The organism is Natranaerovirga pectinivora (genome assembly GCF_004342165.1).
Classification (GTDB): domain Bacteria; phylum Bacillota; class Clostridia; order Lachnospirales; family DSM-24629; genus Natranaerovirga; species Natranaerovirga pectinivora.
In genome coordinates, this window is record NZ_SMAL01000005.1 from 189,743 (window position 1) to 204,166 (window position 14,424).

Genomic DNA, 14,424 nt, shown 5'->3' on the forward strand with positions numbered 1-14,424 from the left:
TGTTGTGTTACATTATGCAAAAATTCTATTGTAAACTTCAAGGTAAGCTTCTTCCACATTACCCATATCTCTTCTAAATCTATCTTTATCTAATTTTTCTCCTGTTGTAGCATCCCAATAACGACAAGTATCTGGTGATATTTCATCTGCTAAAATCACTTGTCCATCTGGTGTACGTCCAAATTCTATTTTAAAGTCGATTAAATCTATATTAATATTTTTAAAATACCCTACTAACAATTCATTAATTTTTCTAGCCATTTTCTGTATTATTTCAATCTCTTCTTCTGTGGCTAATTCAGCAGCTAGTATATGATCCACATTTATAAATGGATCTCCTAATTCATCTTTTTTGTAACAGAATTCTAAAATAGGTCTTTTTAATATGGTACCTTCTTCTAATCCAAGTTTTTTTGCCAAACTTCCTGCTACTTTATTTCTTACAATAACTTCTAAAGGAATAATCTCTACCTTCTTAACTAGGGTTTCTCTTTCATTAATTTGTTTCACTAAGTGGGTTGGTATGGCATTTTCCTCTAAGTACATCATTACTTTGTTACTGACTTCGTTATTGACTTTGCCTTTATCGTGAATGGTTCCTTTTTTAATACCATTAAAGGCTGTTGCATCATCTTTATAGCTTACCATTACAATATCTTTATCATCTGTTGTATAGACTCTTTTTGCCTTACCTTCGTATAATAAATCTCTTTTTTCCATGGCACACCTCTTATCTTTCTTCTAGATACTTCTCATAACCAAGGTCTTCAAGTTTATCTGCTTTATCTAAAACCATTTTTTCCATAGTGTTTTTGTACTCTACTAATTTTTCACTGACTTCCTTATTATAAACACCAATAATTTGTGCTGCTAATAACCCCGCATTTAAACTGCCATTAATAGCAACTGTTGCCACTGGTACACCAGGAGGCATTTGTACAATTGAGTATAAAGAGTCTAACCCGCTCATTGTACTGCTTTTTACAGGGACACCTATAACAGGTAACGTTGTTAATGAGGCAACCATACCTGGTAAATGAGCTGCACCGCCTGCTCCTGCAATAATCACTTCTAGTCCTCTATCTTTGGCACTTTGTGAATACTCATAAAGTTTTTTTGGGGTACGATGTGCTGATACAATGGTTAATTCATATTCAACACCTAAATCATCTAGTACCTTTCCTGCATTTTGCATTACTGGCAGATCTGAATCACTACCCATAATTATGCCTACTTTTACACTCATTGGAAACTCCTTTCTAGTATAAACAATCCTATACAAACTTAATTTTTGCGTGAGCATTTCTTACTTTTTCTAATGCACCTTCAATGGTTGTATCACAAGCTGTAATATGTCCCATTTTTCTTCCTATACTAACACTTGTTTTTTCATATAAGTGGATTTTTACTTGCCCACCTGTTAGTGCTTCGTATAAGCCTTCTACTTCTACATCTTTATCTATATTGATCTGTCCGATTATATTCTTCATTACTGTTGGTTTTATTAATTCTGTATTTCCAAAAGGCAATCCTACAATTGCTCTTATATGCTGTTCGAATTGGGATGTATAACATCCCTCTATGGTATAATGTCCCGAGTTATGTGGTCTTGGTGCAATTTCATTTACCACTACATTACCGTCTTTTGTAATAAACATTTCTATACATAGCATACCACAACTAGACACTTGATGGGCTACATCATCTGCAACTTTTAATGCTTTTGCAGCCATACTTTCTTTAATTCTAGCTGGTACAATAGTTTCATCTAATATGCTGTTCACATGGATATTTTCTGCAATAGGAAATAGGATACTTTTTCTGTTTTGATCATTACATGCTAACACGGATATTTCCATTTCAAAAGGTATAAACTCCTCTAACATAAGAGGTACTTTTCCTTCTCCTAATGTCTTGTAGGCATTTTCTATATCCTCTGGTGATTTGATAACATAATTCCCTTTTCCATCATAACCACCTGTACAAGTTTTTAATACCACTGGAAAGGAAAAAGGTAATTTTTCTGGTTCTAAGTCATTTATTGAATTGATGGCTATAAAATTAGGTACTGGGATACCTGCTTCTTTTAACCATTTTTTTTGTATATATTTATTTTGTATAAGGGATAATGTATTAGATGTTGGGTAAACACTATGCCCCTTTTCTTCAAGACTTTTTAGTGCATCCACATTAATATGTTCAAACTCATAAGTAATTACATCTACTTTACTTGCTAATTCAAAGAAAGCATTTATATTATCAAATTCTGCTACGATATGTTCATCTGCTATACTATGAGCAGGACAATGATTGTTTGGATCCAATATCACTACATAGTAGCCTAGTCTTTTTGCATCTAGTATCATCATTTTACCAAGTTGTCCACCGCCGATAATACCTATTCTAGTCATTCTCATAGTAAATACTCCTTTTTTATTTATAACAAATTTATTCTTACACTTTCATTTAACTCAACTTTTGCCTGTTCTCGAGACATAAGTTTCGTTGAAAGTATGATTTTCAAATCCTTGCAAGCAAGTTTGAAAATCATACTTTCACAATCACAATGGCTTTATATTCAATTAGTGTTTCCTATATTCATTGTACTAATCTACAAATACAAAGTCAATACAAAATCCGAATATTATTATCATTTTACATTTATATGTTCGATTAATCCTTGGTATTCATTGGTTTAATATATATATTTTTATTACTAATATATATATTAAAATGGCTTATCTTAGTTGTTTTACCCTATTTCTCACCATACGCCGGATTAAATAAACAAAAAAAAGAAAGTTCGCCTTATGAGAGGAACTTTCCTTAATCTAAAAAAAGAAGAAATCCAAAAATGGTGGAGGATGGATTCCTTCGTAAATAACTTATTTTTAAAACACACTTGCATCTCTAAAACACAAGTGTGTTCTTATTATTCAATTAGACTCTAAATAACAAATCTGTATAACTTGGGAATGGCCAGTATTCTTCACTTGATAATTTTTCTAATTCATCACAAGGTATTCTTAACTCTTCCATAGCTACAAATACTTTATTTCTAAAAGCAATTGCTTGTTCTTCAATTTCTTCTAACTCTTTAGCTTTTACAACTTCACTTTCAAGTGCTTCTAACTTGTCATATGCTAACTCAAGTAAATTAGATAGTTTTTCTATTAATTTTTCTTGAACTTTAACAGTTACTGAACTTGTTGCAGCTTTAATTGTATTTATTGAATCAGCTAAGCTTGTTATATAATCGATAACAGATGGTAATATCTCTTTTTTAGCCATTTCAATCATTGTAAGGGCTTCTATATTAATGATTTTTGCATATTCTTCATACATAATTTCTTGTCTAGAAACAATTTCACCTTTTGTGAAAACACAATGTCTTTCAAACATTTCAATACTTTCTGGTTTTGCAAAATATTCTAAAGCATCTACAGTAGATTTAATATTTGGTAATCCACGTTTTTCTGCTTCTTCAACCCATGCATCTGAATACCCATCACCATTGAAAACAACTTTTTTATGGTCACTAATTAGTTTTTTAACTAATGCTGTTACTGCACCATTAAAATCATCTGCATTTTCTAATTCATCCGCTACTCTACTTAAAACATCAGCTACTATTGTATTTAATACAATATTTGGTCCAGCAATTGATCCAGATGATGGCACCATTCTAAATTCAAATTTATTACCTGTGAAGGCAAATGGTGAAGTTCTATTTCTATCTGTAACGTCTTTTGGAAGATTTGGCATTGTTGTTACACCAAGTTTTAACTCTTCTGCTTGTTTACTTGTTGCCAATCTATCTTCTTGGATTTGCTCTATAATATCCGTTAATTGCTCTCCTAAGAATATAGAAATAATAGCTGGTGGTGCTTCATTTGCTCCTAATCTATGATCATTACCTGCATTAGCTGCTGACAATCTAAGCAATGGTGCATACTCATCAACTGCAGCAATTACTGATGCTAAGAAAACAAGGAATTGAGCATTTTCATGTGGTGTTGTTCCTGGATCTAACAAGTTAATGCCGTCATCTGTTGATAAAGACCAGTTATTGTGTTTTCCTGAACCATTAACACCTGCAAATGGTTTTTCGTGTAATAAACATACTAAATCATGTCTGGTTGCAACTTTTTGTAATGTTTCCATTACCAATTGATTATGATCCGTTGCAATATTTGTTGTTGAGAAAATTGGTGCTAACTCATGTTGAGCTGGTGCAACTTCATTATGTTTTGTTTTTGCTGATACACCTAATTTCCATAATTCTATATCAATTTCTTTCATAAATTTAGCTATACGTTCTTTAATGCTTCCAAAGTAATGGTCTTCCATCTCTTGACCTTTTGGAGGTAATGCGCCGAATAAAGTTCTACCAGTGAAAATTAAATCTTTTCTTAATTGGTAGAATTTCTTATCTACTAAAAAGTATTCTTGTTCTGCTCCCACAGTTGTTAATACTCTTTTTGATGTTGTATTACCGAACAATTTCAAAATTCTCATTGCTTGATTATGGATTGCTTCCATAGAACGAAGTAATGGTGTTTTTTTATCTAAAGCTTCTCCAGTATATGAGCAGAAAGCCGTTGGAATACATAAAGTAACACCTGCTGTATCTTCTTTTAAGAACGCTGGCGACGTACAATCCCAAGCCGTATAACCTCTCGCTTCAAAAGTAGCTCTTAATCCACCATTAGGGAAAGAAGAAGCGTCTGGTTCACCTTTTATAAGCTCTTTACCAGAGAATTCCATAATTGCTTTTCCATCTGGAGATACAGATATGAACGCATCATGTTTCTCTCCTGTTTTACCTGTCATTGGTTGGAACCAATGAGTAAAATGAGTTGCGCCTAATTCGATAGCCCAATCTTTCATTGCATTTGCAACGACCTCAGCAACACTTGGTTCTAAAGCTTCACCTAATTCCATAGATTTTTTTAAGCTTTTATAAGTATTCTTTGGTAATCTTTCTTTCATTACTGCATCGTTAAAAACATGTGATCCAAAAATTTCATTTACTTTCATACTTATTTCCTCCTTTAATCTTATTCTATATCTTTTCAAGAAATAAAATTCCTTGTATATTTTTAATACCTAAACATAACAAAAGGAAGTGTCACTAAAATTTTATACATAATGTATTATTAGTAAAATCCGTTATATTATGTTCATCCAGAAAAAGTGTTCGGTAACCTTTCAGATTAGTAGAATTCACATCTCTCTTTATATACTAGAAATTAGTATATAAAAAAAGCGTACTCAAGAAAACCTTGAGAACGCCATTGTTCTACTCATCTAAGGACTTTGTCGTCCTTCTGTTACTACTAATATATCATAGGCCTTTATGATTTGCAACCTTTTTTTTATAATAAATCATATTTCAGAATTTCATACTACTAAATTTTTTTATTCTCATAAAAGTTTATGCACTTTTACTAATCCCAATTCTAATCATACATTAAAATGATTGCTTCTGCAATTTTAATCTTTTGAATACCTTTTTCCATACTTTGTTTTTGTATTCTTCGATGGGCTTCATCTTCTGTCAAACACATATGTTCAATAAGTAATTTTTTGGCTTTTGCAATTAGTTGTTGTTCCTTTTTAGAGTCTTTTAATGTCACTACTTCTTTTTCTAATTTTTTTATACTTCTATTTGTTTTAAGTAATATCTGTATAGTATTCAATAACATATTTTTATTGATTGGCTTTATAATTGGCACAAAAGAAGATTCTTGATTAAGTTGTGCATAATTTTGCACTTCAAATTCATTTAACATCACTAAAACCGGAGCTATTTTTTCATAAACGATTACTTCTGTAAGCTCTAAGCTACTTAAGCCTTTCATATAACCATCAAGAATACAGATGTCTGGGTATATCGAATGTACTTTCCTTAAGTAATCATATCCATCATCTACTTCTCCAGCGACAATAAAGCCATTGTTTGATAAAAAATTCGATAATTGTTTTAAATTTTTCTCTTTTCCTGCTCCAACCAATATCCTTATTGCCATTTCACCACCTACTAATATTTCGATATATACTTGTTAAGTTCCCACTCATGAACTATAGAACTATATTCGTTCCACTCAATGCTTTTTGCTTTAATAAATGTATCATAACATTGACCTAATGCTTCTTTTATAACTTCATCTTTAGATAGTGCAATTAATGCATCTTTTAAATTTACTGGCAAACGGTTTTCTTCTTCTAATATAGAAAAATTCTTAGTAGCCAATTCTTCATAACTCATTACTTTAGGGGGTACAATCTTATTTTTTATACCATCAAGTCCAGCTTTTAAAATACCCGCAATTGCCAAATATGGGTTTATAGAAGGATCTGGACTTCTTAGTTCTATTGATGCATTATTACCTCTAGCTGCAGGTATTCTAATTAATTGGCTACTATTGCTTGTAGAATAACCAATTAATGTGGGTGCCTCATGACCTGGAACCAAACGTTTATATGAGTTAATAGTAGGATTAGTCACGGCTGTTAATCCTTTTGCGTGTTTTAATAAACCGCCAATAAAATAATAAGCTTCTTTTGATAAACCTAGCGCATCTTCTTTGTTGCTGAATACATTTTCTCCATTAGAATTATACAGGGTTAAACTAGAATGCATGCCTGCACCATTTTCACCGAAGATTGGCTTTGGCATAAAGGTAGCATGAAGCCCATGTCTTTGAGCCACTACCTTTAAAACAAGTTTGAACGTAATAATATTGTCTGCTGCATCTAAGGCATTGGTTGCCTTTAAATCAATTTCGTGTTGCCCAGGGGCCACTTCATGATGTGAGGCTTCCACTTCAAGACCTAAGTTATCCAATGTTAATACCATATCACGCCTTACATTTTCTCCTAAATCTAAAGGGCCTAAGTCAAAATACCCTGCCTTATCGTGAGTTATGGTTGTTGCATTACCATTTTCATCTGTATGGAATAAGAAAAATTCAAACTCTGTTCCAAGATGCATTTCATAACCCATTTCTTTTGCTTCATTTATCACATTTTTTAATACCAATCTAGGATCCCCTCCAAAAGGAGTTCCATCTGCCTTATAAATATCACAAATTAGTCTTGCAACTTTCCCTTGTTGTGGTCTCCAAGGAAAAATTTCAAAAGTATTAAGATCAGGCTTTAAATACATATCTGCTTCTTCACTTCGTATAAACCCTTCAATAGAAGAACCATCAAAAATAATATCATTATTCAAAGCTTTCTCTAACTGATCTACTGTCACAGCAACATTCTTTAAAGTTCCTAGAATATCCACAAATTGTAATCGAATAAACTTCACATCATTTTCTTCTACTAATCTTTTTATGTCCTCTTTGCTATAGTTTTTCTGAATCATTTATATCCTCCTTTACATATTCCTCCAGTACCAGAGGCTTAGAATACTAGATTCAAATCACTTAAGCGTCTATAAATCTCATCAATTACTTTCTTTTCTTCCTCTTCTCCATCGGCTAAGAAAGTTACTGAAAAACGCACATAAGCACCAGCATCATCCCAAGGCACTGTAGATATTAATTTTTCTTTGATTAAAAACTGAGAGAAATCTTCTGCACTGTCAAATGTAACACCATCTTTTGTTCCTTTTGGAATGGCAACATATAAATAGAATGATCCTTTTGGTTTTTTTGCTTTAAATCCGATCTTATTTAAAACATCCACTAACATAGTATGTCTTCTTGAATATTTTAATGCTGTTTTTTCTGTTATTTCTGGGTTCTCTAATGCATACATAGAAGCTTTTTGTATGGCTTTAAACTGCCCTGAATCATTATTGTCTTTTACAGCAGCAAAAGCTTTTACTACAAGCTCATTACCTACTACAAAAGCCATACGCCATCCAGTCATATTGAACGCTTTTGATAAAGAATGAATCTCAACACCTACTTCTTTAGCCCCTTCAATTGACAGAAAACTAAAAGGTTTGTTTCCTTCAAAAGCTAAAGCAGCATATGCAGCATCATGTACTACTATAATATCATTTTCTTTTGCAAATTTCACAACTTTTTCAAAAAATTCTTTTGTAGCAGATGCCCCTGTTGGATTATTAGGGTAATTTAAGTATAATAACTTTGCTCTTTTTAGTACATCTTCAGGTATGCTATCAATGTCTGGCAAGAAATTATTCTCCCCTAAAAGCTCTAGGTTATAAACTTCTCCACCTAACCAAGATGTCATGGTTCCCATAATAGGATAACCAGGAACAGTCATAATGGTTACATCTCCTGGATTTATAAACGCCTGGGCCATCATTGCTAAAGCTGGTTTTGAACCTATGGCATGAACAACTTCTGAAGCACCATCAATCCCACTAACATTAAAAACTTTCTCCATATAGTTTGCCGCAACTTCTTTAAATTCATCTATGCCATTATCTGCATAATTTCTATTTTCCCATTTCCTTGCTTCTATATTAAGGGTTTCTACAACACCATTATCAGCCATTGCATCAGGTTCACCTACACCCATATCAATAATTTCCATATCTGGAAACTTTTTAATCGCTTCATTTTTAGCTCTTTTTATTTTTTCAAATTTATACAATACTGTACTTTTTCCAAATTGATTTCCACCTATACGTTCTGCTATTAATTCTTGAATATAACTATCTGCCATTTTTAATTCCTCCTAAATTTTATTTATTATTATGAATGTCTAATTTTAAACTTGCTCCTAAAGATTTGTATATTAACCTTGTAACTCAGCCTACGACTCTTAAACTATCTCTCCCAAATCCCTTGAAATGATACTGTTGCTGGTCCTGTCATATAAATATGATTATCATTCTCATTCCATTCAATTAATAAATCCCCACCTAATAACTTTACAATAGCTTTTCGATTTACTTTATTATTCAGTACAGAAGCAACTAAAGTTGCACAAGCTCCTGTGCCACAAGCCATTGTTTCTCCTGCGCCTCTTTCCCACACTCTCATATTAAGGGTGTTGTCATCTACAACTTCTACAAATTCCACATTAATTTTCCTTGGGAATTTAGGGTCTACTTCTACAACCTTCCCTATTTTATCTACTGGAAAATCTTTTACTTCATCAACATAGGTAATTGCATGAGGATTCCCCATTGATACACAAGTAAATTTGTACTCTTTCCCATCAACTTCTATGATTTCGTCTATCACAGGCATTTTCTCTGAAATTACAGGTATAAGGCTTGCTTCAAGAATAGGTTCACCCATATCCACTTTTACTGTTGTTACTTTATTGTTTTCTAATGCCATATCTAATACTTTAATTCCTGCTAATGTTTCAACACTTATTGTTGTCTTATCAGTAAGCTTATAATCATACACATATTTACCAACACAACGTATGGCATTCCCACACATCTCTGCTTCTGACCCATCTGAGTTAAACATTCGCATTCTAAAATCTGCTATTTCAGATGGCATAATTAACACTAAGCCATCAGACCCTACACCAAAATTTCTATTACTCATCTCTACAGAAAGAGAATTTGGATTTTCAACAGTTTCTTCAAAACAATTAATATAAATATAATCGTTACCTAAGCCATTCATTTTTGTAAACTTCATATACCCATTCCTTTCTTTTTGCTACACTCTATTCTAAACAACTTTTACTGCTTTATTTTTTTTATTATAGCATGCGGGTGTGTATTTTTGCAAGTTTTAATATTAAAAACTTCATTTTTTTCACAATGCACACAAAAACTCATTATATGCATAATTAGCAGTACTTTTGTATTCTCTTTTTAAACTTCGTCCTTTTATTCTTAATGCCCTTTTATTTTTTATTTACCTAAAATTACGAATGGAATGCTTTGTACTAAATTCTTGCATTTTTAGAAATTTCTGCAACTAAAGTTTCGTCACAAACAAAAAAAGGGATTCTTCACGTCCATTTGACAACTCTATTGTCTTATGATGTTGTGAAGAATCACCTATTTTTATTTATTTCCTAAATATATCTGGCGCTACATCAAGGACATTATTACCTGGAACATTAATATAATTAGGAGGCACTGTGCCACTAATCACATTATCTACTAAAGTGAACTCTTGGCTAATGGTGATTTTTTCTGTAGCCAAAGGTACTACTACTTGTAATGTCGTATCTATATTAAACCAGATTCTGTGATTCACTTGGTTAATCCCCGTTGATCTGAATTCTCTATCGTAGTTAATGGAGGTATTCCCAATAGGTAATATTTCTATTGCAATTCGCGGCCCCACATTTGCAAATACATTACTGTTCATAACACTTCCAAGAGGTATGTATACCTTTTCTAGCCCCAATGCTTCTATATTCTTACTTATATTATCTACTACCTCTGACCCTAGCCTGTTAATCAACATTGTATTAATTCCTGTTGAAATTATTTCCCCTTTATCATTGTAATAATATGTAACTAAATCATTGGTATCTATTTTATTTTCTACTATAACTTGTTTTATTGCTTCATTTACCATTGTTGAAGCATGTGCGTGAACTCTCATTTCTGCAATCTCTAATAATGTTGGTAGTACTTGTTTATCAATGTATTCATATACATATGTAGTAATAATAATAAATAGGACAAGAAACACACTAAGCTTTAAGTATAATTTTCTTTTTCTATTTCTATTTCGGGGCTTTTTTCCTTTTAAATTTCGCCTTATCATCATAGTCTCACATCCTCAAATTAGGGCTATAGTTCTGCTTAGGTTTCAATCACATAAACAGGTATAATTTGGTGTTATTATATAATATATGTTTGCATTACACCTTTGTGAAGCTTTTTTCATTTATTCCCAATGTTATTAATACTTCATTAAATATTGCTGATTTTCCAACGAAAATATTATCTATTTGTTAACCATTTATATAATGAATATTTAAGTCTTACTTTTCAAAAAACTGAGTATTATTCTAAATTCTTGGCTAAACTCCTAGGTGATAGTTTTTTATAATATGAAAGTCTAATCTGCAAATTTGCTAGCAAGGATTTGGAGATTAGACTTTCAACGAAGCTTGTGACTCTTGCGAAGTAAGAGTCATAGGCTGAATTATTATGCTACTATACTTTTCTTTATGACTTATAAACATTACTTCGATATATATGTTCACCTAGTGCCTCTCCTTCATAAGTGGCACTAGGTTCTTTGAAAGTAACATTATCAAGCCCTTGCAAGCAAGCTTTAAATTGTTACTCACCTAGTGCCTCTTCCTTCATAAGTGGCACTAGGTTCTTTGAAAGTAACAATTTCAAGCCCTTGCAAGCAAGCTTTAAATTGTTACTCACCTAGTGCCTCTTCCTTCATAAGTGGCACTAGGTTCTTTGAAAGTAACAATTTCAAGCCCTTGCAAGCAAGCTTTAAATTGTTACTTGTTACTCACCTAGTGCCTCTTCCTTCATAAGTGGCACTAGGTTCTTTGAAAGTAACAATTTCAAGCCCTTGCAAGCAAGCTTTAAATTGTTACTTTCATATTAAATCTTTTTTAACAAATACGATTTTTCTTTTAACTTGAGTCAGTTTTTGTTATAATTAGTTCGTTAAAGGAGGCATTCATATGAATTTTAGTAAAGAAAACAATGCTAAGAAGCAAAAAAAATTACAAGATAAAAAGAAGAAAATTGAAAATAAATTTAACATCTCTTTTTTTAGAATTATAATCTTAGTAGTGGTCCTTGTTTTTATAGTAGGCGTAGGCGCTGCTTTAGGGGCTGTAAAAGGCATTATTGACGGTGCTCCAAGCATTGATCAAATCGATGTTTCACCACAAGGATATGCATCTGTTATCTACGACCAATTTGGTAATGAAATTGTTCAATTAACAGGGGTTGATGCTAACAGAATTTATGTAGACTTAGATATGATTCCAAAACATGTTCAAAATGCTGTTATAGCCATTGAAGATGAAAGATTCTGGACTCATAATGGTATTGACCTTAAAGGGATTATGCGTGCTGTTTTTGTTAACTTAAGAGACGGAAGTCTTAGTGAAGGGGCAAGTACTCTTACCCAACAATTACTTAAAACCAATGTATTTCAAACCAACGCAAAGTCTTTTGATAGAAAAATACAAGAACAATATTTGGCCATACAAATAGAACAACGTTTAAGCAAAGACCAAATTTTAGAGTATTATCTTAATACTGTCCTTTTTGGTAGTGGTAGATATGGTGTACAATCAGCATCTAATTTCTATTTTGACAAAGATATATGGGAGCTCTCAATTGCTGAAGCAGCTGTTTTAGCCGCAACAATTCAAAGCCCAACACGTTTACAACCTGCTCATCATCCTGAAAGAAATAGAGAACGACAAAAAATTGTTTTAGCTAAAATGCTAGAACAAGAATACATTACACAAAAAGAATATGAAGAAGCACTTGAAGAAGATGTTCACTCTAATATTCAAAGTGTAAGGGAAGAACGACCTCAAAGCTCTTCTTATTCCTATTTTGTAGATGAAGTTATAAAAAGAGTTATTCAAGATTTAGTAAATAAAAATGGCTACACTGAGACTCAAGCCAATAATTTAGTTTATCGTGGCGGTCTAAGTATTTATGTTACACAAGACCTTGAAATGCAAGCTATCGTAGATGAAGTATTACTGGATGATTCATTTTTCCCTCCAGAGAATGTAGATTATGGCGTAACTTTAACATATTATGTTTCAATATTACACGCTGATGAAACAACAAAACATTATTCACATGTCACTCTTGAAAATTATTTCAGATCCAAAAATAGCAATTTTAATTTGTTATTTAGAAATCAAGAAGCGGCGCAAAGGCATGTTGATGAATACCTAGATATGCTCATGGATGAAGGGGACAGAATTCTTCTTGAAACCATTAGTTTTACACCACAACCTCAAGCATCAATGGTTATTATGGATTACCATACTGGTCATGTCAAAGCCATTAGTGGGGGGAGAGGTGAAAAAATTGGAGATAGAACCCTTAACCGTGCCACTGAAACCACAAGACAGCCTGGATCTACATTTAAAGTTCTAGCTGCATTTTTACCTGCTCTTGATACAGCTGGAATGACTTTAGCAACTGTATATGACGATGTACCTCATACTTATCCAAATGGTAGATTTATTAGAAATTGGTACGATACCTCAAGATACGCATATAATTACAAGGGTTTATCTACAATTCGACAAGGGATTTCATATTCTCTGAATATTGTGGCCGTTAAAACCCTAGAAGATATTACACCTAAATTAGGTTATGACTATTTAATAAACCTTGGGTTTACAACTGTATATGATGAAATTTATATAAACAATCAGAAATTCTCTGACATTTCACTTCCATTAGCATTAGGTGGTTTGACAAGAGGTGTTACTAACCTTGAACTTACTGCGGCTTATGGGGCTATTGCAAATAATGGGGTTTATGTTGAACCAATATTCTATACTAGAGTATTAGACCATGATGGCAAACTTATATTAGATAATGCACCAGATACTAGAAGAGTAATGAAAGAAACAACATCTTTCTTATTAACAAAGGCTATGGAAGATACATTAAGACCAGTAGTAGGTACTGCAACTACTGCAGCACTTAGAAACACCTCAATGCCTACAGCAGGAAAAACTGGTACGACAAGTAGTGCCAATGATATATGGTTTTCTGGTTATACCCCTTACTATGTAGGATCTATATGGATGGGATATGACATTAATACCTCAATGGTTAATGATCGAAGTTATCATAATATGATTTGGAGAGAGATTATGGAGAAAATTCATAAAGATCTTCCTAATAAAAACTTCGAAACCCCTTCAGGTATTGTAACAGCTCAAATATGTACTGAATCTGGAAAACTTGCTGTTGAAGGATTATGTGACCATGATCCAAGAGGCAGTACCATACGAACTGAGTTCTTTGCTCGTGGTACCGAACCAACTGAAGTGTGTGATGTGCATTATAAAGCAACAATATGTACTGTATCTAATAAATTAGCAACAGAATATTGTCCTGAAAGTACAAAGGAAGAAAGAGTCTTCATAGTACGTCCAACACCTTTAGATCCTTCAACTTGGGATTCAAGTATAACGACTCCTCGTATTGAAGATCGAAAATATGAGTTGCCATCATCAATGCTAGGTGAGTACTGTGATATGCATGGTCCAAATTCAAATAATACAATACCAGATTTCCCTGATTTTGAATTCTCGGAATTCTATCCACCAAGTATAATAGAAACACCATCAACAGATGATAACGAAGATGATCCAGATAGTGGAACAAATAACAACAATAATCGCAACAACAATAACAATAATAGTAATAACAACAACAATAATAATAATAGGCTCTTTGTCAATAGTTGGGGGGGATTGGTTTCAATTCCCCTCCATTCTTGGCTTTAGAGCTATTTTTGTATTCTATAATATAATACGCAT

General features: G+C 32.6%; 10 protein-coding genes. 1 reads left to right on the top strand and 9 read right to left on the bottom strand.

Translation table 11 applies throughout. The annotated features are described in order from the left end of the window. Positions 1–12: 12 nt before the first annotated feature. The 9 genes from purC to yunB form a co-directional block, all read right to left on the bottom strand. The gene (gene purC, locus EDC18_RS09060; protein ID WP_132252386.1) at positions 13–720 is read right to left on the bottom strand and encodes a phosphoribosylaminoimidazolesuccinocarboxamide synthase; all 708 of its coding nucleotides are present in this window, start codon (positions 718–720) and stop codon (positions 13–15) included. A gap of 10 nt (positions 721–730) precedes the next feature. Then, positions 731–1,246, bottom strand: coding sequence for a 5-(carboxyamino)imidazole ribonucleotide mutase (gene purE, locus EDC18_RS09065; protein WP_132252388.1), 516 nt, complete (start codon positions 1,244–1,246; stop codon positions 731–733). A gap of 28 nt (positions 1,247–1,274) precedes the next feature. Continuing rightward, on the bottom strand, positions 1,275–2,417 hold the full coding sequence (locus EDC18_RS09070; protein ID WP_243115103.1) for a 5-(carboxyamino)imidazole ribonucleotide synthase: 1,143 nt from the start codon (positions 2,415–2,417) through the stop codon (positions 1,275–1,277). Positions 2,418–2,940: 523 nt separating this feature from the next. Continuing rightward, positions 2,941–5,040 carry a glutamine synthetase III family protein gene (locus EDC18_RS09075; protein ID WP_132252390.1) on the bottom strand — a complete coding sequence of 700 codons (2,100 nt, stop codon included), beginning with the start codon at positions 5,038–5,040 and terminating at the stop codon, positions 2,941–2,943. Between the two features lie 422 nt (positions 5,041–5,462). Next, complete coding sequence (locus EDC18_RS09080) at positions 5,463–6,032, bottom strand: ANTAR domain-containing response regulator (protein WP_132252391.1); 570 nt, start codon at positions 6,030–6,032, stop codon at positions 5,463–5,465. A gap of 11 nt (positions 6,033–6,043) precedes the next feature. Beyond that, a complete protein-coding gene (gene glnA / locus EDC18_RS09085; protein ID WP_132252393.1) occupies positions 6,044–7,378 on the bottom strand; it encodes a type I glutamate--ammonia ligase in 1,335 nt (444 codons plus the stop codon). Positions 7,379–7,416: 38 nt separating this feature from the next. Next, positions 7,417–8,655: an LL-diaminopimelate aminotransferase gene (locus EDC18_RS09090; RefSeq protein WP_132252395.1), complete on the bottom strand. Its 1,239-nt coding sequence runs from the start codon at positions 8,653–8,655 to the stop codon at positions 7,417–7,419. 104 nt (positions 8,656–8,759) lie between these two features. Beyond that, positions 8,760–9,593, bottom strand: coding sequence for a diaminopimelate epimerase (dapF, locus tag EDC18_RS09095; RefSeq protein ID WP_132252397.1), 834 nt, complete (start codon positions 9,591–9,593; stop codon positions 8,760–8,762). A 378-nt stretch (positions 9,594–9,971) separates the two neighbouring features. Beyond that, the gene (gene yunB / locus EDC18_RS09100) at positions 9,972–10,685 is read right to left on the bottom strand and encodes a sporulation protein YunB (RefSeq protein ID WP_132252399.1); all 714 of its coding nucleotides are present in this window, start codon (positions 10,683–10,685) and stop codon (positions 9,972–9,974) included. 886 nt (positions 10,686–11,571) lie between these two features. Here yunB and EDC18_RS09105 point away from each other — a divergent pair. Further along, positions 11,572–14,391: a transglycosylase domain-containing protein gene (locus EDC18_RS09105; RefSeq protein ID WP_132252401.1), complete on the top strand. Its 2,820-nt coding sequence runs from the start codon at positions 11,572–11,574 to the stop codon at positions 14,389–14,391. The last annotated feature ends 33 nt before the right edge of the window (positions 14,392–14,424 follow it).